The organism is Acidobacteriota bacterium, from assembly GCA_030774055.1.
GTDB lineage: Bacteria > Acidobacteriota > Terriglobia > Terriglobales > Acidobacteriaceae > JACPNR01.
On record JALYLW010000015.1, the window covers coordinates 1 to 22,089 of the forward strand.

General features: G+C 64.2%; 21 protein-coding genes. 15 read left to right on the plus strand and 6 right to left on the minus strand.

Translation table 11 applies throughout. The features are described 5' to 3' along the window. Positions 1–9: 9 nt before the first annotated feature. From M3P27_01470 to M3P27_01485, 4 genes are all read right to left on the minus strand, one after another. Positions 10–1,254, minus strand: coding sequence for a VWA domain-containing protein (locus tag M3P27_01470; GenBank protein MDP9266980.1), 1,245 nt, complete (start codon positions 1,252–1,254; stop codon positions 10–12). After that, positions 1,251–3,056 carry a VWA domain-containing protein gene (locus M3P27_01475; protein ID MDP9266981.1) on the minus strand — a complete coding sequence of 602 codons (1,806 nt, stop codon included), beginning with the start codon at positions 3,054–3,056 and terminating at the stop codon, positions 1,251–1,253. Before M3P27_01475 ends, M3P27_01470 begins: the two co-directional genes overlap by 4 nt. A 17-nt stretch (positions 3,057–3,073) precedes the next feature. Then, a complete protein-coding gene (locus tag M3P27_01480; protein ID MDP9266982.1) occupies positions 3,074–4,582 on the minus strand; it encodes a magnesium chelatase in 1,509 nt (502 codons plus the stop codon). Between the two features lie 76 nt (positions 4,583–4,658). Further along, positions 4,659–5,282: an LON peptidase substrate-binding domain-containing protein gene (locus tag M3P27_01485; GenBank protein MDP9266983.1), complete on the minus strand. Its 624-nt coding sequence runs from the start codon at positions 5,280–5,282 to the stop codon at positions 4,659–4,661. 164 nt (positions 5,283–5,446) lie between these two features. Here M3P27_01485 and M3P27_01490 point away from each other — a divergent pair, with 164 nt between their 5' ends. Then, positions 5,447–6,271 (plus strand): SDR family NAD(P)-dependent oxidoreductase, encoded by an 825-nt coding sequence (locus M3P27_01490; protein ID MDP9266984.1) that lies wholly within the window; start codon positions 5,447–5,449, stop codon positions 6,269–6,271. A 128-nt stretch (positions 6,272–6,399) separates the two neighbouring features. Here the strand turns inward: M3P27_01490 and M3P27_01495 are convergent, their stop codons facing one another. Then, entirely contained in the window at positions 6,400–6,723 is a 324-nt protein-coding gene (locus tag M3P27_01495) for a tetratricopeptide repeat protein (GenBank protein ID MDP9266985.1), read from the minus strand. An 81-nt stretch (positions 6,724–6,804) separates the two neighbouring features. On the opposite strand from M3P27_01495, the gene M3P27_01500 reads away from it, so the two are divergent. The 12 genes from M3P27_01500 (at position 6,805) to M3P27_01555 (ending at position 19,494) form a co-directional block, all read left to right on the plus strand. Then, positions 6,805–7,233 (plus strand): hypothetical protein, encoded by a 429-nt coding sequence (locus M3P27_01500; GenBank protein MDP9266986.1) that lies wholly within the window; start codon positions 6,805–6,807, stop codon positions 7,231–7,233. A 158-nt stretch (positions 7,234–7,391) separates the two neighbouring features. Continuing rightward, the gene (locus tag M3P27_01505; GenBank protein ID MDP9266987.1) at positions 7,392–7,844 is read left to right on the plus strand and encodes an acyl-CoA thioesterase; all 453 of its coding nucleotides are present in this window, start codon (positions 7,392–7,394) and stop codon (positions 7,842–7,844) included. 102 nt (positions 7,845–7,946) lie between these two features. Then, complete coding sequence (locus tag M3P27_01510; protein MDP9266988.1) at positions 7,947–9,329, plus strand: cytochrome ubiquinol oxidase subunit I; 1,383 nt, start codon at positions 7,947–7,949, stop codon at positions 9,327–9,329. A gap of 9 nt (positions 9,330–9,338) precedes the next feature. Further along, positions 9,339–10,379, plus strand: coding sequence for a cytochrome d ubiquinol oxidase subunit II (gene cydB / locus M3P27_01515; GenBank protein MDP9266989.1), 1,041 nt, complete (start codon positions 9,339–9,341; stop codon positions 10,377–10,379). 75 nt (positions 10,380–10,454) lie between these two features. After that, positions 10,455–11,300 carry an Mrp/NBP35 family ATP-binding protein gene (locus tag M3P27_01520; GenBank protein MDP9266990.1) on the plus strand — a complete coding sequence of 282 codons (846 nt, stop codon included), beginning with the start codon at positions 10,455–10,457 and terminating at the stop codon, positions 11,298–11,300. 148 nt (positions 11,301–11,448) lie between these two features. After that, positions 11,449–12,498, plus strand: a complete 1,050-nt coding sequence (hrcA, locus tag M3P27_01525) for a heat-inducible transcriptional repressor HrcA (GenBank protein ID MDP9266991.1) — start codon at positions 11,449–11,451, stop codon at positions 12,496–12,498. A 14-nt stretch (positions 12,499–12,512) separates the two neighbouring features. Next, positions 12,513–13,085 (plus strand): nucleotide exchange factor GrpE, encoded by a 573-nt coding sequence (grpE, locus tag M3P27_01530; GenBank protein MDP9266992.1) that lies wholly within the window; start codon positions 12,513–12,515, stop codon positions 13,083–13,085. A 15-nt stretch (positions 13,086–13,100) separates the two neighbouring features. Beyond that, entirely contained in the window at positions 13,101–14,231 is a 1,131-nt protein-coding gene (gene dnaJ / locus M3P27_01535) for a molecular chaperone DnaJ (protein ID MDP9266993.1), read from the plus strand. Beyond that, a complete protein-coding gene (locus M3P27_01540) occupies positions 14,224–14,619 on the plus strand; it encodes a hypothetical protein (protein ID MDP9266994.1) in 396 nt (131 codons plus the stop codon). Before dnaJ ends, M3P27_01540 begins: the two co-directional genes overlap by 8 nt. 3 nt (positions 14,620–14,622) lie before the next feature. Then, positions 14,623–15,336 carry a 16S rRNA (uracil(1498)-N(3))-methyltransferase gene (locus tag M3P27_01545; protein MDP9266995.1) on the plus strand — a complete coding sequence of 238 codons (714 nt, stop codon included), beginning with the start codon at positions 14,623–14,625 and terminating at the stop codon, positions 15,334–15,336. Positions 15,337–15,438: 102 nt separating this feature from the next. Then, positions 15,439–18,363, plus strand: a complete 2,925-nt coding sequence (locus M3P27_01550; protein MDP9266996.1) for an ATP-dependent helicase — start codon at positions 15,439–15,441, stop codon at positions 18,361–18,363. After that, on the plus strand, positions 18,364–19,494 hold the full coding sequence (locus M3P27_01555; protein MDP9266997.1) for a DNA recombination protein RmuC: 1,131 nt from the start codon (positions 18,364–18,366) through the stop codon (positions 19,492–19,494). A 273-nt stretch (positions 19,495–19,767) separates the two neighbouring features. Here the strand turns inward: M3P27_01555 and M3P27_01560 are convergent, their stop codons facing one another. Beyond that, on the minus strand, positions 19,768–20,529 hold the full coding sequence (locus M3P27_01560; protein MDP9266998.1) for a CPBP family intramembrane metalloprotease: 762 nt from the start codon (positions 20,527–20,529) through the stop codon (positions 19,768–19,770). Between the two features lie 134 nt (positions 20,530–20,663). Here M3P27_01560 and M3P27_01565 point away from each other — a divergent pair, with 134 nt between their 5' ends. Both M3P27_01565 and M3P27_01570 read left to right on the plus strand, forming a co-directional pair. After that, on the plus strand, positions 20,664–21,848 hold the full coding sequence (locus M3P27_01565; GenBank protein MDP9266999.1) for an acetyl-CoA C-acetyltransferase: 1,185 nt from the start codon (positions 20,664–20,666) through the stop codon (positions 21,846–21,848). 67 nt (positions 21,849–21,915) lie between these two features. Further along, positions 21,916–22,059 carry a hypothetical protein gene (locus M3P27_01570; protein MDP9267000.1) on the plus strand — a complete coding sequence of 48 codons (144 nt, stop codon included), beginning with the start codon at positions 21,916–21,918 and terminating at the stop codon, positions 22,057–22,059. Positions 22,060–22,089 lie beyond the last annotated feature (30 nt).

The following is a 22,089-nucleotide window of genomic DNA, read 5'->3' on the forward strand; positions in this document are numbered from 1 at the left end:
CCTTATGCGTTAGTGGATGGTCTTCGTCTTGCGCGACATGTAGTCCATCAGCAGGTACTCGCCGAGCGTGTAGGGCGTGGTGAAGTAGGCCTTGCCGCGGCACATTTCCGTGACCTTCTGCACGAACTGGACGAGCCCGAAGTCGGACGCCAGCATGAATGTATTGATGAGCACGCCGGCACGCTTGCACTTCGACACCTCTTCCAGCGTCTGGCTCACGACCAGCGGATCGAGTCCGAAGGCGTTCTTGTAGATGCGTCCGTCTTCGAGTGTGAGCGCCGAGGGCTTGCCGTCGGTGATCATCACGATCTGCTTCATGTCCTTGTGTTGACGGTCGAGGATGCGTTGCGCCAGGCGAAGTCCCTCGCGCGTGTTGGTGTAGTACGGGCCGACCTTCACGCGCGCCAGCTGCGAGAGCGGCACCTCTTCGGCGGAATCATGGAACAGCACCAGCGAGAGGGAATCGCCCGGATACTGCGTGCGGATGAGGTGGGAGAGCGCGAGCGCAACCTTTTTCGCTGGCGTGAAGCGGTCTTCGCCGTAGAGGATCATCGAGTGCGAGCAATCGAGCATGAGCACGGTCGCGCACGATGACTGGTACTCGCACTGGTGCACGTGCAGGTCCGCGTACTCAAGGTTCAGCGGCAGCCCGATTCCCTCGCGCTGGATCGCGCTGGAAAGGGTCGCGTTGATGTCCAGGTTCAGCGTGTCGCCGAACTCGTAGGGTTTCGCGGCCCCCGAAGCTTCCACGCCGGTGGCGAGGTCGCGCGTGTCATGCCGTCCGAAATTGGATTTTCCCAGCGAGCCGAGCAGGTCACGCAGCGTCTTGAAGCCGAGGAAGTCGAGGCTCTTGTCGGTGACTTCGAACTTCACCTGTTGCTGCGCCGGTCCGCTTTGTCCACCGACGGAAGATTCTTTCGCCGGATCGTGCGCCTGGTCGATGGTGATGAAGTCCTGCTGCTCCATGCGCTCGATCAACTGCTCGATGAGCTGTTCGAGCTGGCCATCCATCTGCATCTGCTCGATCTGCTCGCGCAACTGCTCATCCCAATCGGAGTTCGCGAGCGCTTCCTGCACCGCGCGGCGCAGCTCCTCCATGGTGTGCTCATTATCGCCATCCTGCATCTGGTAGAAGCCGTAGGAATCCTGAAAGCCGGATTGCAGCAGGTAGTCGGAGAGCGCGTTCAGCAGGTCTTCGAGCGAGACCTCGCCGGCCGCGTCCGCCACGTATTTGGAGTACTTGGTGAGCTTCATGGCGCCGGCGACCGCAGTTGGAGTGGCACGTTCAAGGTCCCTAACATTCCGGTCGGATTGTCGCGGACGGCGAGCAGCAAGCTGTAATTGCCCGGCGGCAGAGTCACATCCATGGGGAGCAGGATGCCCTGGGTCGAGACCCGTTGGAACTGCTCGCTGCTGAACTTTGTATCCACCTTCATGCCTGTGCTGGCGGCCGATCTGCCGTCCGGCGTCGCCGCGGTGACGAAGAAGTCGAGGTCGATGTGCTTGCCGCCGTCTGCGACGTCCTCAGCGGTGAAGTTGCCGGGCCGGAGCAGGAAGGTGACCGGGACTTTTGCGTTCGCCGCCGGCGCGGGCGGCACGACCTGCACGTCGAACATCACCAGGGTCGAGGGCGCGAACGAACTCAATCGCACCGCCGAGCCGAGTTCGTTCTCGCGGTCCTTCTTGCTCTTCTTCGAGAAATCGACCGCGTAGTAGCCGAGCCGGTGGCGGACATTCGAGCTGGGACGCTTCACCGAGATCTTGATCTTGCGGAACGAGCCATCGAACTTCTTCTTCTCGGGATAGTACGCGATGGAGTAGTAGGTGCCGCCATCGCGGCTCGCGGCAGCGACCGCCTCGTCTATGTCGTTGCGATTGACGTAGTAGCGCCCGGCTGTCTCGCTGGCGATCGACTTCATGTTCGCCTGTGAGGTCGTGATGTAATTGCCCGCGTTCTGGACGGACCTGCCATATTCCTGTCCCATGACCAGCAGCCCCGAAGAATTCAAGCCGCTATTGCTGGCCACCGTCTGCGAAGTCCCGCTGAACAGCCCGCGCGCGTCGACGGCATAGATGGAGATCTGCGCCAGCTGCAACAGCGACGCCACCTCTTTGACGTCATTGGCTGCGGCGATGCGCACGTTCTGCGCATACGCGTCGTAACTCGCCTCCCGCTGCAGTGGGGGAGGAGCTGTTCCGGAAGGATCGTTCGGCCGCTCCGGCAACACCGTGGTCACGGTCATGTCTTCCATGCGCAGCGCGATCGGCACGCCGGCCGTGATCCAGACCAGGTTCTTCCTGCCCGGGACGCCGAGCATCATGCGCGCCAACGCGCGCAGCGCCGCGGTCGTGGTATCGATCGCAACCTCGGCGTTGAACATGGATTGCTCGGCCTGGAACGTCGAGATGCGGTTCAACACATTCTGGAACATCGGGTTCGAGCCCGCCGCGCCGCCCCCAAGCGTGGTACTTCCCGGCAGCGGCCCGCGCGTACCTGGAGCTGTCGTCCCGCCAGTCTTCGTCTCCAGTTGGTATTGCTCCGCCCGCTGGATGGCAGCCTTCAGTAATTCGGGGTCATCGGTAAAGGTCTGCAGCCGGTACAGGGTATTGCCGAGCGCGTAGACCGCGACGCGGCGTCCGGGCTGGAGCTGCGCGGCAGCGTAGCGTAGCAACTGCTGCCGGGCCCAGGCCTGGTTCTCGACTGGCGTATTCAGCGCATCGATCAGCAGGATGGTGTATCCGCTTCGCGGCGCGTTGTATTCCGGCCGGTTGCTGTAAATGCTGGGCGGAAGCGTCTCTGGACCCTCCGTGCTGGGGGTGATCAGCTCTACGCTCGCCAACTTCTGCTGCTTGCCATTCTCTTCTACCACCAGCTCATCGGGCTTCAGGTCGGTGATCGGCTTGCCACTTCCATCCGTCACGATGGCGTCCACCACCACCAGCCGCGTCTCGGCGCGGATCGTGGGCGTGGCCGCAGGTTTGGCGGCCTCCTGCTGGGAGAGCGCCGCGGCTGCAAGGACCAGGCCCGTAAGCGATAGGAGGATCAGACGGCGCATGGCATCACCTCTCCGGATCAGTTGTACGGACGCCGGTTCCGCGCGGGCGGAAAGTCTTCGCGCCCGGCGGCGGCCTCGTGGCGTTTGGGTTGCGGCTGCTTCTCGCCGGCGGAGAAGACGCGTTCCTCGCTGCGTCCGATGCGCTTGTGCGCGTGCAGGCCTTCGAGGACGAACTCCGCTGCCGATACCTGCACCTCCGGCCGGTCTTTCGACGAGACGTCGACGGCGCCAAGCTTGTCGAGCAGTCCCTGGATGTTCTTCAGCCCGGCAAGCACTTCCTTGGCCGGCGCGGTGTCGGCGACCTTGATCTCGCCGCCCAGGTCGAACCACTGCACCACCTGTTGCAGGTTCGCATCCTTGAAGTAACGGTCGAATGTCTTGGCCACCGCGGTGCGGATAAGCTCGCGCGCCACGTTATCGGCGCCACGCAGCTCGCCTTCGTACTCCAGTTCGAGCTTGCCGGTGATGGCGGGCATGGCGGCGTAGATATCGGAGATGCGCGGCACCACGTGGTCTTCGCCATTGCGGATGGCGCGGCGCTCGGCGTTCGAGATCACGTTCTCCAGCACGCTGATGGGCAGCCGCTGCGAGACGCCGGAGCGCTTGTCGATCTTCTTGTCTTCCCGCGCGCTGAAGGCGATGCGCTCGATGACTTCGCGCACGAACGGCGGCACGCGCATCTGCAAGCCCGAGCGCGCGCCATCTCTCGTAACCCACGCTTCCTGCGTGGTGATGGCGATGCCTTCTTCCACCGTCGCGGGATAGTGCGTGCGCACTTCCGAGCCGATGCGGTCCTTGAGTGGCGTGATGATCTTGCCGCGCGCGGTGTAGTCCTCGGGGTTCGCGCTGAACACCATCGCAACGTCGAGCGGCAACCGGATGGGGTAGCCTTTGATCTGCACGTCGCCCTCTTGCATGATGTTGAACAGTCCCACCTGGATCTTGCCGGCAAGGTCGGGCAGCTCGTTGATGGCGAAGATGCCGCGGTTGGCGCGCGGCAGCAGTCCGTAGTGCACCGTCAGCTCGCTCGCCAGCTCGTGTCCGCCGCGCGCAGCCTTGATCGGGTCGATGTCCCCGATGAGGTCGGCGATGGTCACGTCGGGCGTGGCGAGCTTCTCCACGTAGCGGTCGTCGGGCGTGAGGAAGGCGATGGGCGTGGCGTCACCCTGCACGGCGATAAGCTCGCGGCAGCGCCGGCAGATCGGTGCGTAAGGATTGTCATGGATCTCGCAGCCGGCGATGTAGGGCGTGGTCGCGTCCAATAGCCCGGTGAGGGCGCGCAGGATGCGGCTCTTCGCCTGGCCGCGCAGCCCGAGCAGGATGAAGTTGTGGCGCGAGAGGATGGCGTTGACCAGCTGCGGCACCACCGTGTCGTCGTAGCCGATGATCCCAGGGAAAACATTTTCGCCGGTGCGCAGCTTGGCGATCAGGTTCTCGCGCAGTTCGTCTTTCACGCGGCGCGAGCGGAGACGTTCTTCGGAGAAAGAGCTGCGGCGTAACTCACCGAGCGTGCGGGGAACGGACATCGGAACGGGCCCCCTGGATTTGTTTCTGAAGATCGCTGTCGTGCCGTTTGATTATACGCCGCGGAAAAAGTCGCGCTCACACCGCATGGCCGTTGCCTCCCGCCTTCTTGCGCGTCGTAAGAGCCCGCCGTAGGCGCGGCACCAGCGCTTCGTAATACGTCACGATCTCGCCGATGCGCGCCGCTTCGGAGCGCGTCTCCAGCAGCGTCTGCTTGAAGTCGAGTTCGAGCGGCAGCCCGGCGGTGATGAGGAACGAGAGCTGCGGTCCGGGCGCGGGCGGATTCTCGGCTTCCACGTCCGCCAGCGCGAGCAGGTCGAGATAAAGCCGGATGGCGTGCTGCGCTGCCGCGACCGAAGCCTCGCTCGGGTCGTCGTCGAAGTACGTGATGTCACCGCGCAGGAAAGCGCGGTCTTCATTCAGGCCTGAGATCTCGAAGCGACGGCGGCCTTCGGTGAGGATGTCCATGCGGCCGTCGTCGTAGCGCTTGGCCACATCGAGGATGGCGGCGGTGCATCCGATGCCGGCCACGCCTTTGTCGCTGGCGCGCACGATCCCGAACTCATTCTTGTCGCGCAGGCATTCGCCGATCATCTCCTGGTAGCGCGGCTCGAAGATGTGCAGCGGCAAAGGGACGCCGGGGAAGAGCACGAGTTCCAGTGGGAAGAGCGGCAGGAGCGGCACGCCCAACATTCTATCCATTATTTCCAGGGACGCCGCAACACTGTCACCTCTCCCGCTTTGCAGGATCAGCTCGGCTGCGCCGTCGCTCGCGCTCGGGCTCGCGCGGCTTACTTCGCAAGGCCGGGGCTCGCTTCGCGCTCACCCCTCTTGACTTGCTTCGCCTAAGCCGATAGAAGCAGCGCATGAAAGCAAAAGGGAAAGTCGTTGTCGTCACCGGCGCGTCCATGGGCATCGGCGAAGCGCTGGCGCGGATCTTCGTGGAGCACGGCGCGGACGTGATGATGTCCTCGCGCGACCTCAGCCGCGTGGAAGCGGCGCGCGCGCGCATCGGCTTCAAGCATCTGGAGAGGACGATGGCCGCGCGTTGCGACGTCACCAAGCGCGAGGACGTGGACCGCCTGCGCGACCTCGGGCTGAAAACCCATGGCCACATCGACGTCTGGATCAACAATGCCGGCCATGGTCTCAACGATTCGGTCGAGAACATGGACCTGGCCGAAGTCCGCAGAATGTTCGATACCAACCTGTTCGGCGCGCTCCACGGCATGCAGTCCGTGATCCCGGTGATGAGGAAGCAGGGAAGCGGCACCATCATCAACATCTCCAGCGTCGCCGGATACATCGCGGTGCCGTACATGGCCGCCTATTGCGCCACCAAGCACGCGCTCAACGCCTTCTCCCACGCCGCCCGCGTCGAGCTGATGGGCACCGGAGTGAACGTGCTCAACGTGTGCCCGGGATACATCAAGACGAACTTCCAGAGCAATCTCGTCCGCGGCACCGATCGCCTGCGCTACGGCGGCGACAACCGCCCGGGCGCCACGCCCGACGACGTGGCCGAAGCCACGCTCAAGGCTTACTTGAAGGGAAAGCGGGAGATCGTTGTGCCGGCAAGCAATCAGTGGGCGATACGGATGTACCAGCATTCGCCGGGTATCGTTGACCGGACGATGAAGAAGAACATGCGGCACACCGATACCGAAGCGCCGGCGCAACCGGTGAGATAGCACTCTCGCCGGTCATCCCGAGGAGCGCAGCGACGAGGGATCTGGGGACCCAGCGTTCGCCACCATGCCAGTTGTGCGAGCTTCCTCGACAGATTCCTCCTCGGCCCCGTTGGGCCTTGTCGGAATGACTATCCCAACTCTTCCAGCATCGCGCTCATCTCGCTCTTGGCGTGCTGGTTGCCGGTGCGGTCGGCGGAGGCGATGCCGTCTTTCAACCGCTGCTTCGCTTCGTCATTGCGCCCGGCGCGCGCGAGAGCCTGCGCCGCCATGAAGTATCCGGCGGTGTAGTCGGGATTGGCATGCAGCAGCGCGGCGAACTCGCGCAGCGCGGCTTCGGTGTCGCCGGCGTTGGAGTACTCCATCGCCAGGCCGTAGCGAGCAAAGGCGTCGTTGGGATTCTGGGCAAGAAACTCTTTCAGCATGTCGGCGCGCGTCGTCATGGGCACACTCATCTTCGGCACGCCATTTTCTGCACAGCAGTGGAAAACGTCAAATCGGGATTGGGATAGAATCCGCCCAGTCCAACCAACCACATGGCTTGCCCTTTCTTCATCCCGGAGCAGCGCTGCGACGCCGAATTGTGGCAGCATCGCGCACGGCTGCCGCTGGGCGATGGTTTCACCGGACGCTGCTGCGCGCACGCCGAAGCCTACCGTCCGTCGCAAGACGAGCTGCGCGATTTCTGCAACCTCGGTTACGCGAAGACCTGCGCGCGTCTGCCCGCCGGCCGCGACGCCGATTCGGTGCGCTTCATGGCGAGAGCGAGTGACGCGCTGATCTCCATCAAGTATCTGCTCGAGCGCGGACACGCGCCGGTGGCCGATGGCGAGCTGCGCTACGACCCGGCCGCCGCGCAATGGCAGAGCCCGCATCCGGACGAGCGTGTGCAGACCAAGGCACAGTGTTATCTTGAGTCGTACCTGGCACGGCATCCGGCCGCCGCCCGGGCTGCGGCAAAATAGACGTCGGCGAAATGAGCAACCGCAAAGTGAACGACCGCAAGATGAACGACGGCAAGCGCTCCCCACAGACATCCGTACAGACAAAAGACCCGAGCGAGACCGGCGCCAATCTCCCGCGCACGCTCGAGCCGCGGACCGTCCGCGCCTCGCAATCGCAGATGGCCGAGGTCATCTTCCCCAACGACGCGAACCCGCTCGGCAACCTGATGGGCGGCCGCCTGATGCAGCTCATCGACGTTGCCGGCGCCATGGCCGCGCATCGCCACTCGCGCAGCTACGTGGTCACCGCGTCCATGGACCATCTCGACTTCCTCGCGCCCGTGGCGGTGGGCGATCTGCTGGTGCTCAAATCGAGTGTGAACCGCGCCTTCAAGACCTCGATGGAGGTTGGCGTGAAGTGCTGGGTAGAGAACTACATCACCGGGCAGACGCGCCACATCAGCTCCGCATATCTCACCTTCGTCGCGGTGGACCTCGAGGGACACCGCCTGCCAGTGCCCCTGGTCATCCCCGAAACACCGGAAGAGAAGCGCCGCTACGAAGGCGCCGGCCGCCGCCGCGAGCATCGCATGCACGAGATGGCCGAGCGCAAGGCCGCGCGCAAACCCTGATCTCGGGGTGCGATTCGCATCACCGGCCACTCGCGCTCGGCGTATCCTAGCGGCTCACTTGGAACGTTCCCCGGGGGCACGCTGTGCCGGGAGGTCGCGCGCGTGGATGAAGCACTGATCGTCCACCGATTGCAGTTCGCCTTCACCATCACTTTCCACTACATCTTCCCGCAGCTCACCATGGGGCTGGCGCCGCTGATCGTGATCCTGAAGTCGCTCGCGCTGTGGAAGCACGACGCGCGCTACGATCGGGCGGCGCGCTTCTGGGCGAAGATCTTCGGCATCAACTTCGTACTTGGGGTGATCACCGGCATCCCGATGGAATTCCAGTTCGGCACGAACTGGTCGCACTTCTCGCGCTTCGCCGGTGGCGTGATCGGCCAGACGCTGGCGATGGAAGGCGTGTTCGCCTTCTTTCTCGAGTCGACCTTCCTCGGCCTCTTCCTCTACGGAGAGAAGCGGCTGGGCAAGTGGGGACACTGGGCGGCGGCGGTGGCCGTCTTTGCGGGCTCGTGGTTGTCGGGCTACTTCATCGTTGCGACCGACGCGTGGATGCAGCACCCGGTGGGCTACGCGCTCGACGCCGCCGGCAACTTCCAGCTGACCAGCTTCTGGCAACTGTTGCTGAACCCCTGGGCGCTGGCACAGTATGCGCACACCATGAGCGGCGCGGCCGTCACCGGTGCTTTCGTCATGGCGGCGGTCGGCGCCTTCTACCTGCTGAACCGCAGGGTCGAAGAGCAGGGCCGCATCTACCTGCGTGTGGGCGTACCCGCCGCGCTGATCTTCAGCCTGCTGCAGCTGTTTCCCACCGGCGACATGCAGGGGCGGATGGTCGTGCGGCACCAGCCCATCACGCTGGCGGCGATGGAGGGGCTGTTCAACACGGAGGAGGGAGCGGGGCTGGTCATCATCGGGCAGCCGAACGTCGCCGAAGGGAAGCTCGACAACCCCATCATCTTGCCGAAGATGCTCAGCTTCCTCAGCTACCAGAGATGGGCGGCCGAGGTGAAGGGGCTCAATGCCTTCCCGCGCGACCAGTGGCCCGACAACATCCCGCTGCTCTACTACAGCTACCACATCATGGTCGGGCTGGGGACGATCTTCATCGCCATCGCGATGGCGGCAGCGCTGCTGCTGTGGCGCGGCCGGCTGTTTGCAGCGCGCTGGATGCTCTGGGTGCTGATGCTCAGCTTCCCGTTCCCCTACATCGCCAACACCGCCGGCTGGATGACGGCGGAGATCGGCCGCCAGCCGTGGCTGGTCCACGGGCTGCTGCGCACGGCGGAGGGGTATTCGAAACACGTCTCCGCCGGCAACACCATGTTCACCCTGCTCGGCTTCATGGGAATGTACTTCGTACTCGGGGTGCTCTTCCTTTTCCTGGTGGGGCGCGAACTCCAGCACGGTCCCGGCGAGGAGCCGGCCGGCGTGCCCCAGCCGCTCGGCGGGCCCGGACAAGCATCCGAGCTGATCGCTCCGTAGGAGGACGCGATGGAGACGCTGTGGTTCGTGATCGTAGCCCTGACGCTGACGGCGTACGTGCTGCTCGACGGTTTCGACATCGGCGCCGGCATCGTCCACCTGTTCGTCGCGCGCACTGACGAAGAGCGGCGGGTGGTGCTGCGGACGATCGGACCGGTGTGGGATGGCAACGAAGTCTGTCTGCTGGCCGCCGGTGGCACCCTCTTCTTCGCCTTCCCCGTGCTCTACGCCTCCGCCTTCAGCGGTTTCTACCTGCCGCTGATGATCGTGCTCTGGCTGCTGATGCTGCGGGCCCTCGGCATCGAGTTCCGTTCCCACATCCGGAGCGCGGTGTGGAGCGCGTTCTACGACGCCATTTTCGCCTGCGCCAGCATCCTGCTCGCGCTCTTCTACGGGGCGGCGCTCGGCAACGTGCTGCGCGGCGTGCCACTCGGCGCCGACGGATACTTCTTCCTCCCGCTGTGGACAAACTTCCGCCCCGGCGCCGTGCCCGGCATCCTGGATTGGTACACGGTCATCGCCGGGCTGGTGGCACTCGTGGCGCTGCTCGTGCACGGATCGCTCTACCTCGCCGTGAAGACCGCCGGCGACCTCAACCGGCGCGCCCGCACCGCGGTGCGCTACGCCTGGCCGGTGCTGGCCTTGCTCACCGTGCTCAGCCTGTTCGCGACGGTCGCCGTGCGGCCGCAACTGCTCGACAACTACCGCGCGCATCCGGTCGCGCTCTTGATCCCGCTCATCGTGCTGCTGGCACTGGCGGCGCTCGCCTACTACCACCAGGAAGGGGAAGAGCAGCGCGCGTTCGCGGCCTCGTCGGCATACCTGGCCGCCATGCTGGTGGGCGCCGTGTTCGCCGTCTATCCCCAGGTGCTGCCGGCGATCGATCCCCGGTACAGCCTCACGATCAGCAACGCCGCCGCCGCGCCCTACGGGCTGAAGATCGGCCTGGTCTGGTGGTCGATCGGGATCGTGATCGCCATCGGATACTTCGCCTTCCTCTTCCGCCTGTTCAAAGGAAGGGTGACCGAAGCCGACGTCGCCGAGCATTAAGGCTACTGCGCCCACGAGGCGCGCGGCCTGGGCTGCATCCCTCCGGGTATAATCGAAGGTTGCAGAGGAGACTTCGTGAGCCACAGTCATGCTGGCGCGCCGCCGCAACGTGGGCCGCAGCCCATCGCGGGCGTCGAGAACATCGTTGCCGTGGGCAGCGGTAAAGGCGGCGTCGGCAAAACGACCATCGCGGTGAACCTCGCCATCGCGCTGGCCAAGCTCGGCCACAAGGTCGGCCTGCTCGACGCCGACGTCTACGGGCCCAACGTCCCGCTGATGATGCACACCAACGCGCAGCCGCGCGTGGTGGGCGAGAACCGCATCGAGCCGCTGGAGAATTATGGCGTCAAGCTGATCTCCGTCGGCTTCCTGAATCCGGGCGACAAACCATTGATCTGGCGCGGTCCGATGCTGCACCAGATGATCCGCCAGTTCCTGCAGCAGGTGGATTGGGGGACGCTCGACTACCTGGTCGTGGACCTGCCACCGGGCACGGGCGACGTGGCTATCTCGCTGATGCAGACGGTGCCGCTCACCGGCGCGGTCGTCGTGTCGACACCGTCCGACGTCTCGCTGCAAGACGCCCGCAAAGCCATCGAGATGTTTCGCCAGGTGAAGGTGGATATCCTCGGCATGGTCGAGAACATGGGCTCGTTCACCTGCCCGCATTGCCACCACGAGATCGACATCTTTTCGACGGGTGGCGGCGAGCGGACGGCGAAAGAGTTCGGCATCCCGTTCCTCGGCACCATCGCGCTCGCTCCGGAGATCCGCAAAGGTGGCGACTCGGGCTCTCCCGTCTCGCTCGCCGGCCCGGAAGCCGAGCACGCGAAGTCTTTCTACGAGTTTGCCGAGCGCGTGAAGACGCGGCTCGAAGAGGTGAAGGCCGCCGCGCCCGAGGGCGTGGTCCAGATCCAGTGATGTTTTTGAGCGTCTGGCAGTCGGCCGCCGGGACTGCTACGGTTTGACCGCACCGGCCTAACTCCCTACAATCGAAATTGGTCAAGATGTCTGCGACTTTAATGTAAGTCGCTGCATCTAAAGGTATTTAAGGCGGACACTCAGTAAAATGGCAGCGAATCTACCCACGGTCGGCCCCCGCGAGCGCGAGATCCTTACCGCGATCGTGGAAACCTACATTGCGACGGGCGAGCCCATCGGCTCGGCCACGGTGGCGCGCGCCCATAAAGCAGGGTTGAGTTCGGCGACCATCCGCAACGTCATGGCCGACCTTGCCGACGCGGGCTTCCTCGAGCAGCCACACACTTCCGCGGGACGTATCCCTACACCGCAGGCGTATCGCTATTACGTGGAGCAGATCTCCGGCAAGGCACACCTTTCGCAGGCCGATCAAGGGCTGATCGAGAGCTCGCTCGGCGGAGTGAGCGATCCGCAGGAGTTCATGGAGCGGACGTCGCGCGTGCTCTCCCTGGTATCGAGCTGCGTGGGCGTGGCGGTGGCGGGCTCGGGGCCGAACAACGCGCTCGATCACATCCATTTCTCGCGCCTGGCGGAGAAGAAGGTCCTCGGCGTGGTGGTGACCAAGGGCGGCGTGGTGCGCGATCGCGTCTTCCGCGTGGAGCGTGACCTCTCGCAGAACGATCTCGACACCGCCGCGCGCTACCTCAACGAGGGTTTTCGCGGCTGGACACTGGATAACATCCGCAAAGAACTGGCGCGGCGGCTGGAGCAGGAGCGCAGCGAGTACGATGGCGTGATGCAGAGCGTGAAAGAGCTCTACCAGGGCGGCGCGCTGGGCGGAGAATCGTCGCGCGCGGTGTTCGTGGAAGGCGTGTCGAACCTGCTGGTGAACGAGGCCGACCGCGACCGCTTGCGCCAACTGCTGCGGACGCTCGAAGAAAAGCAGCGCGTGGTCGATCTGCTCTCCGCCTACGTGGATGAAAAACAGGAAGCGGTGCGCGTGGTCATCGGCCTGGAAGAAGCCATGCCCGACATGCGCAACTTCGTGCTCATCGGCGCGCCCGCGCGCGTGGGCCAGGAAGTGATGGGGTCGCTCGCCGTCATCGGCCCCACCCGCATGGACTACGAGCACACCATCACGGCGGTCTCATACATCGCGCAACTTTTCGACAAGATACTGAACGAACCGGAACCGTAAAGCGCAGGTAAGCCATGAAACCGAACGACAAGAACGTGGGCCTGGAGCACGAGCTGCCGGCAGCGGAAGACGATGGCTTCGTCGAAAGCCAGCCAGGCACACCCGAGGCCGCGAGCAGCGCCAGGGCCACCGCTCCCGACGAACTCACGCGGCTGCGTGCCGAGCGTGACGCGCTGCTAGACCGGCTGGCGCGGCAGCAAGCGGACTTTGAGAATGTGCGCAAACGCGCCGTCAAGGAGCAGCAGGATTTTCGTGACTACGCCGTCGCCGACGCGGTGAAGTCGCTGCTGCCCATCCTCGACAGTTTCGAGCGCGCGCTGGCGCATCGCGAGAACACGCGCGAGTTCCGATCGGGCGTGGAGCTGATCTACAAACAGTTGCAAGACTCGCTGGCCAAGCTGGGCGTGAAGCCGCTTGAGGCCACGGGTCACACCTTCGATCCGCATGTGCACGAGGCGGTCGAGATGGTCGAGACCGATCGCGCCAAAGACAACCAGGTGCTCGACGAACTGCAGCGCGGCTACAAGTTGAAAGACCGCCTGCTGCGTCCCGCGATGGTGCGCGTGGCACGCAATCCCAAGAAGTGATCCCGAGGACCTTCCCTGACGACACGGACAAAACGCGACTACTACGAAGTGCTGGGCATAAGCCGCACGGCCACGGACGTGGAGATCAAGAGCGCCTATCGCAAGCTGGCGCTGCAATACCATCCCGACCGCAATCCCGATAAACCCGAGGCGGAAGAGAAGTTCAAGGAAGCGAGCGAAGCTTACAGCGTGCTCGCGGACGTGGACAAGCGCTCGGCCTACGACCGCTTCGGCCACGCCGCGGTCTCGGGCGCGGGCGGCCCGGCCGGGTTCGATCCCACCATCTTCCAGGACTTCGGCGACATCTTCGGGGAGATATTCGGGTTTGCCGACATGTTCGGCGGCGGCGGCGGCGGACGCCGCAGCCGCGCGCAACGTGGCGGCGACCTGCGCGAGGATCTTGACCTCGAGTTCGATGAAGCCGTTGCTGGCGTGAAGAAGATGGTGGAGACCCGCCGCCGCGAGGCTTGCGAGACGTGTACCGGTTCGGGCGTGGAGCCGGGGAAGTCCGCCACCGCGTGCCGTGCCTGCGATGGACGCGGGCAAGTCCGCTATCAGCAGGGTTTTTTCTCCGTCTCACGCACCTGTCCGGAATGCCGCGGCGCCGGACAGATCGTGAAAGATCCCTGCCGGGTCTGCAAAGGCGAGGGCCGCACGGTGCAGACGCGCGAGTTCGAAGTGAAGATCCCGGCCGGCGTGGAGGATGGCACGCGCATCCGCTACTCCGAGCAGGGCGAGAGTGGGACGAACGGCGGCCCGCCCGGCGACCTCTACATCATCCTGCATGTGAAAGAGCATCCATTCTTCGAGCGTGATGGCAAGGATCTGTACTGCGTCGTCCCCATCTCTTATGCGCAAGCGACGCTGGGTACGGAGCTCACGGTGCCGACGCTCGACGGCGAACACAAGCTGAAGGTGCCCGAGGGCACGCAGAGCGGAACGCGCTTCCGCATGCGCGGCAAGGGCGTGCCGGCGGTGAATGGACACGGCAAGGGCGACATCTTCGTGGAAGTCCGGGTGCAGACGCCGGGGAAACTCACCAAGCGGCAGCGCGAGCTGCTGGAAGAGCTCGACGCGCTCACCCAGATCGACAATAAACCGCAGCGGCGTTCGCTGTTCAGCCGCGTGAAAGACATCTTTGCATAGCTTCGACCTGGGACGCTTCTACGTCTGGTTCCTGTTCGTGGTGAGCATCATCACCGCGCTGGCACGCCTGGGACTGCCCGGCCAGTTCGCGGAGGTGATGGCGGCGAAGCTCAGCGATGAGCGCAAGCGGCGCCGGCAACGCATCTGGGGCTGGGCGATCCTGGCGGGATCGCCGCTCATCCTGCTCTACGGACTCTTCGGACACGTCGCACCGTGGATGTGGGTCGCCGCCGGCATCGGCATCCTGAACGGCCTCGAACAGCTCCTCAATACCGCGTACGCCGACCGCGCCAGCCTCACTTACCTCAGCCGCATCTTCGGATCACTTCATGCGCTGGCCGCGATCGCCATCTGGATGCTGGTGCTGCGCCATCCTGCGGTGCAATGACCGATGACGCGCCGCCGCTGGATCGCCGACGAAGTCCAAGCCGAAGACAACAAGGCTGCACTCACCGGTGAGAACGCCGCGCACCTCGCTCGCGTTCTGCGCGCGCAGGTCGGACAGGAGTTCGATGTCTCGACCGGTGAGACGGTGCGGCGCGGGAAGATCGTCGCCGTCTCGGAACAGCGCGTCGAGTTCGAGTTGGGCGAGGAGGTCGCGGCTGCCCCGGAGATGCAGATCGAGTTGCTGCTCGCCGTCTTCAAGTTCGATCGCATGGAGTGGGCCATCGAGAAAGCCACCGAACTGGGTGTGGCGAGGATCTTACCGGTGATCGCGCAGCGGACGGAGAAGCACCTGGCGCAGTCGTCAGCGAAGCGATCAGACCGTTGGCGCAGGATCGCTCACGAGGCGGCGCAGCAATCGCGCCGCGTCTCGCCGCCGGAGATCGCCGAGCCGCTGGAACTAAAGGATGCGCTTGCGCAGTCGTCCGCAGCCGGGATCGTGCTGGCGGAGGGCGAGGAAGGAAAGTCGCTGAAACAGGCGCTGGCCGCCGCGCCGCGACCGGTGCGGCTCGCCGTTGGACCCGAAGGTGGCTGGCTGGCGGAAGAACTCGCGCTCTTCCAGAAACACGGTTGGCAGGCGGCGTCGCTGGGTGCGACCATCCTGCGAGCGGAAACGGCAGCCATCGCGGCGCTCGCCATCACGGCCGCCGAACTCGCCTAAGGCATTCATGCCCACCTTTTCCACAAAATAGGCAGATTTCCTCATTGCTCCCAGCCCCAGCTTCGCATAATCTTCGCTCTAGGGCCAAGCCCTGGTAACGTCATGGCGGAGCGCGTCTTCAATCCGCGACAAAAAGCAGCCATCGAGCATACTCGTGGCCCCATGCTCGTGGTCGCGGGCGCCGGCACCGGGAAGACCAGCGTGCTCGTGGAGCGCGCGGCACGGCTGGTCGAGCGCAAGCTGGCAAGGCCCGAGGAAGTCGTTGTCCTTACTTACACGCTCGACGCTGCTGCCGAGCTGCGCGCGCGACTGGCAGGACGGCTGAAGGCCGAGAATAAGGGACGCCTGCGCGCCCTTAACTTCCACTCATACTGCTACGACCTCTTGCAGGCGCACGGGCGCGTCTTCGACGTGCTGGAAGATGTTGACCTGCGAGTGTTCCTGCGTCAGCGGTTGAGCGACCTGCCGCTAAATATTTTCCGCAAGGCGGCGGAGCCGGGAAAATTCCTCAGCAACCTCACGGACTTCTTTTCCCGCTGCCAGGACGAACTCGTTTCCGCCCAGCGCTACTCCGGTTACGTGGCAGACGTGAAAGCGGGCCGCGCCCCGCTGCCGCGTGTGAGTTCCAGCAAAGACCACGTCGAGTTGGGAAGAGAAGAGATTATCGCGCGCTGCGAGGAGATCGCCGCCGTCTACCGTGCGCTGGAAGCTGTACTCGCGGAGCGCAATCTCGGCACCTTCGGCATGCAGATCACCCGTGCCGTCGAACTGTTGCAGGCGGACTCGTCCGCCCTCGCGGCTGAGCAAGCGAAAGCACGGTTCATCCTGGTGGATGAATTCCAGGATTCCAACCAGGCGCTCATCGAATTGGTGAAGCTGCTGGCGGGTGATGAGCAGAACGTTTTTGCAGTCGGAGATCCGGACCAGGCCATCTATCGCTTCCGCGGAGCGAGCGCCGCAGCGTTCGATAGTTTTCGGCGCGCGTTTCCGACAACCAAAGAAGTCGCACTGGCGGAGAACTATCGCTCGCTCTCGCCCGTGCTCGAGATCGCGTACCGCGTGATCCAGGGAAACCAGATCGTCCCGGGGGCATCGCAGATGTCGCTCGTGCGCGAGCCGTTGCGTTCGGCGCGGTCGGAAGCGGCGCCGAAGGGAGGCGCTCCGGCGGCATCGCCGGTCGCCATCGTCTCGCATAGTGGAGACGAGCACGAGGCTTTCGAGGTTGTGGAAGAGATCATCGCCCGGCACGACGCGGGCGGCGCAGCGTGGCGCGACGTCTGCGTGCTCTATCGCCAGAAGGACCATCGCGACGAGATCGTTCCGCTGCTGCGCGAGCGCGAAGTCCCGTTCGTGGTCGAAGGCCTCGACGCGCTCGAGACCACCGAAGTCCGCGACCTGCTTGCCGCCTTGCGGGCCACGGTCTGGCCGGCGGAGAGCGCGTCGCTGTTGCGCTTTGCCGCGTTCCCGGAGTTCGGAGTCGAAGGGGAAAAGCTGCGCGAACAACTCGGCGCCGCAAAGCGCGATACGCCGCTGGTCGCGCTGCTCGACCTCAGCGATGGCGGCAAGAAAGTGCTCGCCGCCCTCGCGGAGGTGAACCGCGCCGCGCCCCCCAAAGAGACGAAGGCCCTTGCCTTTGCCGAGCAAGTGGCAAAACGCTTTGCGCTCGACCGGCGCTCGCCCGCGCTGCGCGTCTTCTTCGACTTCATCGAGAATTGGCAGAAGAAGCCGGTCGCCGAACGCGGGGACGTCCCCGAATTCCTCGAATACCTGGAGTGCTATCGTGACTTCGGGGGCATGGTTCCGCTCGAGGCCACCGCCGAAGAGGACGCCGTTCGGCTGATGACGGTGCATGCCGCCAAGGGCCGCGAGTTTCCGCACGTGTATGTGATCCGCGCGTCGTCTGGTTCATTCCCCACACATTTCCGTGAGCCCCTGTTCGAGTTTCCTCCGGGACTGCGCGCCGATGCCGAAGTCGCGCAGCGCGAACCGAAGGACCTGCACGCGGAGGAAGAGCGGCGCTTGTTTTATGTGGCGATGACGCGCGCGAAGGATTCGCTGACGCTGCTCGGTTGCCGTCGTGGGAAGGACCCGTATCCCGCCGGGTATCTGCGCGAGATCGCCGGTGGCGGCCCGGGTGCGTGGTCGGCGCGCGCAGCACGCGTCTTCACCATCGATCTCGCCGCGGCCGCGGCAGCGATCCCGGAGATCTCATCGGTGTCCCCGTGGCTGGCGTTACCGGTGCGCGCCGTGGTCCGCGAGATGCCGCTGAGCGCTTCGGCGATTGAGGCGTACGAGACTTGTCCGTTGAAATTCAAGATCCGCTACGACTGGCGTTTGCCGGAGGAGCCGAGTGGCGCGTTGCTCTACGGCTCGGTCATGCACGGCATCCTGAAAAGCTTGTTTGAGCAGGTGAAGGCTGGGAACACGCCGCCGGACGAGACCGTGCTCGCGCAATTTCGCGGCGAACTCGCAGCCGCCAAGTTTTCCGACGAGCTGCAACGGACGCTCTATGAGCGTGATGGCGTGCAGCAGCTCACCGACTTTCTGGCGGCATGGCGTGCGCAGCCGCAGCCACCAGAAGTGCTTTCCACGGAAAAGAATTTCCGGGTGCAGATCGGAGGCGTGACCGTCACCGGTCGCATCGATAGAGTCGACCGGTGCGCCGACGGAGCCGTCGCCATCCTCGATTACAAGACGGGGAAGCCGAAAGAAGAGAAGGACGCCGAGCGTTCGCTCCAGCTTTCCATCTATGCGCTGGCCGCGCCGTTGGAATTCCAGCTCACGCCTTCACGCCTGGTCTTCTACAACCTGGTGACCAACGAAGCTATCGCGGTCGGACGCACGCCGGCACAGTTGGCGAAGGCAACAGACAAAGTACGCGAAGTCGCGGAGAATGTGCGCGCGGGGAACTTTGCGCCGTCGACCGGATTTCATTGCAAGTGGTGCGGGTACGTCGATCTGTGTCCGGCGACCGAGGAGAAACTGGTGAAGATCGAGAAGCTGAGCACCGCGAGCGGGGTGAACTAGATGTCGTTGGAGATCGTGCTGGCGGTGGTCGCGGGATTGGCCGTGCTGGTCGCGGCCGTCCTGCTCATGCGTGGACGCGAGCCAGGGAGCGCGCCGGCAGTCGAGGCGCTGCGCAACGACGTGAACATCCTGCGCGAGACGAACGCGAAGTCCATCCAGTTGATCGCCGAGCAGGTGCGCGCCATCGGCGGCAACGTGCAGACTTCGCTCGAGGCTGTCCGCAGCGACATGGGTAATCGGCTGGACGCGAATGCCAGCGCGATGTCGCAGACCTCGAAGACGGTGAACGACCGCATGGCGAACGTGCAGACCGCCTTCGCCAGCCTGCAAGAGCAAGTCGGCGCGATGAGCGAGCAGGCCCGGCAGATCGCCGAGGTCTCGAAAGGGCTGGGCGACCTGGAGCGCATCTTCAGCGCGCCCAAGTTGCGCGGCGGCGTGGGCGAGATGCAGCTCGAGAACCTGCTCTCGCAAGTCTTCGCGCGCGAGCAGTATGAGGTGCAATACCGCTTCTCGTCGGGCGAGATCGCGGATGCGCTCGTGCACCTGCCGCAGGGCGACGTGGTCATCGATTCCAAGTTCTCGCTGGAGAACTTCCGCCGCATGGCTTCAGCAGGGAGCGACGTGGAGCGCAAGGCGATGCGCCGCGAGTTCATAAAAGACGTGCGCAAGCGCATCGACGAGATCGCGGGGAAGTACATCCGTCCTGCCGAGGGCACGCTGCCGCTGGCGCTGATGTACGTGCCCGCAGAGAACGTGTATTACGAGGCCATCATCCGCGACGAAGCCGGCGACGACCTTTATGACTACTGCGTGCAGCGGCGTGTGTTCCCGGTCTCGCCGAATTCGCTGTACGCGTATCTGCAGACCATCATCGTGGGGATGAACGGCATGCGCGTGAGCCAGCGTGCGGAGAGCATCCTGCGTGAGATCCAGTCGCTGCGGCTCGAAGTGGAAGAGTTCGACGAGGTCTTCGGCAAACTCGGCACCCACTTGAAGAACGCGGTGAACAATTACGAGTTGAGCGCGCGGGAGCTCACCAAGCTCGAGAACCGCTTGCAGAGCCTGTCTGGGACCGACGGGCAGAAGTCGCTGTTCGAGGAGAAGAAGCGCGCGCTCGGCGCGGGAGAGTAAGAGCGGACGTCGCGCCAAAAAACTTTGGGGGACGCTTGCGCGTCCCCCGTTGTCTATTGCGGTGTGAGGCGACTTACTTCTTTTTCTTGCCGCCCTTTTTCTTTCCCTTTTTAGCTGCCATGGTTTTTATTCTCCCTTTCGATCTTGCGATCGATGTAGCAACGATGCTCAGTTGCGAATGAATCATGTATAGGTTCATACAAAAGTGATGTCAAGCGAAAAATCACTCTGCATGCGATGATCGAAAACGCGCGTTGCTGAAACAACTTGCGCTCACGTCCCGAGGCGACGCATGACGAACAATCCGACGCCGGCAAAAACATCTTGCCAGGTGTGCGCGATCATCGACGGCCGCAAGTTCTTGCGCACCACAGCGAGCGTGCCGAGCATCGCGCCGAGTATGCCGACGAGCACCATGCGCTCTTTTCCTTCGTAGAGATGCGACGCGCCGAACACCGCTGCGGACGCGAGTACGCCCACCACCATGCTCTTCGAGAGCGCGGCGAACTGGCGCTGCAAGTATCCGCGAAACAAGATCTCTTCGCACACGCCGGCGCTGACAGCGAGCAGGAAGAAGATGCCAAGCTCGAACACGTTCGCCGGCGCCATGAACTCGATGGCCTTGCGCATCTCCGGGATCTTCTTCTGTACCCCCATAAGAAAGCCGAGCGCGGCGAGCACAGCCACGCTGCCTATCCAGAAGACGGCAGCAATGGCAACGTCGATGAGCACATCGTCAAAGCTGCGCCACGAACGTCCGGTGAGTTGACGGATGGAATACCCGCGGCGGCGGATGCCGAGCCACACCACTCCAACGAGCGTCCACTGCATCGCGATCGCGGAAGCGTAGAGCAGCGGGCGCGAGCCCACGGAGAGCGTCTTCTTGGAGCGCGTCTGTCCGCTGAACGAGATTGCCAGCATGAGCAGCACGAGCAGCAGCGTGTGCCAGTAGCTGGCGATTTGCTGCCGCTGATCGACCAACGGCGGCACAATGATGGTGGGCGGCGGGTCGGGAAGCGGCGGCTGCGTTGTCATGATGAGCGGAGTGACGGCGGAAACGTGCGTCGTTGCGCCGGCCGCAACATCTTATAATGAACGGTTGCGGCAACCGCGCCATTCTCAGCAGGAGTCAATCGATCATGGGTCCAGCAAACACGGGGTCACCGAAATTGGACGACGCAGTCATCATCGCCGGAGTGCGCACCGCCATCGGCAAGTTCCAGGGCGCGTTGAACGACGTGCCCGCGCCCCAGCTCGGCGCCACCGTGGTGCGCGAGGTCGTGAAGCGCGCCGGCCTGGAGCCCGCGGAGATCGATGAGTGCATCATGGGCAACGTGGTCTCCGCCGGCCTGGGACAGAACCCGGCACGGCAAGCGGCGTTGCTCGGCGGACTTCCGCCCAGCGTCGGCGCCATGACCATCAACAAAGTCTGCGGCTCGGGACTGAAAGCGGTGGCGCTGGCGGCGCAGGCGATCCAGACGGGGAACGCGGAGATCGTGGTCGCGGGCGGGATGGAATCGATGAGCAACGCGCCTTACCTGCTGCCCCAGGCGCGCAAGGGATACCGCTTGGGCAACGCGCAGATCATCGACGCCGTGATCCACGACGGCCTGTGGGAGATCTACAACAACTATCACATGGGGCAGACGGCCGAGAACGTCGCCGAGAAATACAAGGTCACGCGCGAGGTGCAAGACGAGTTTGCGGTGAAGTCGCATCAGAAGGCGCTTGCAGCGTGGAAGGAATGCCGCTTCAGTTCGCAGATCGTCCCGGTGGAGATCCCAGCGAAGAAGAAGGGCGATCCGCCGATGAAGTTCGATCGGGACGAAGGCCCGCGCGAAGATACCTCTCTCGATACCCTGGCCAAGCTGAAGCCTGCGTTCAAGAAAGATGGCACCGTGACCGCCGGCAACGCGCCGGGGATGAATGACGGCGCGGCAGCGCTGGTAGTGACGAGCGCGACCAAGGCGAAAGCGCTCGGCAAGGAGCCCATGGTGCGCATCGTGGCGCAGGCGACCAGCGGCATCGATCCCGCGTGGGTGATGATGGCGCCGGTGGAAGCGGTCCGGAAGATCTGGGCGAAGACAGGATGGAAGGCAGAAGACGTGGACCTGTTCGAGCTCAACGAAGCGTTCAGCGTGCAGGCGTGGGCGGTGACGAAGGAGCTTGGACTGGACGCGAGCAAGGTGAACGTGAATGGCGGCGCGGTCGCGCTCGGGCACCCCATCGGCGCGAGCGGCGCGCGCGTGCTGGTCACGCTGATCTACGAGATGATGCGGCGCGACGTGCATCGTGGCGTGGTGGCGCTCTGCCTGGGCGGCGGCAACGCGGTCGCCATGGCGGTGGAGCGGTAAGGCGAGCGGTAAACGGGAAAAATCCGGGCAGGGCATCCTGCACCGCGATCCTCCTCTCTGACTGAATATGGAACTTCTTCATCACCAGGCGATGATGCGCGAGAGCGATGGCATGTTCGTGTGCAGCCGCTGCGGCCTGGTCAACCCGAGCGACGACCAGCCCTGCATCCCGGTAAACCTCGAGCCGGCGGACGAGGACACTGCCGCGTAGTACTGTTCCACATAACCGGCTGTTCCAGAA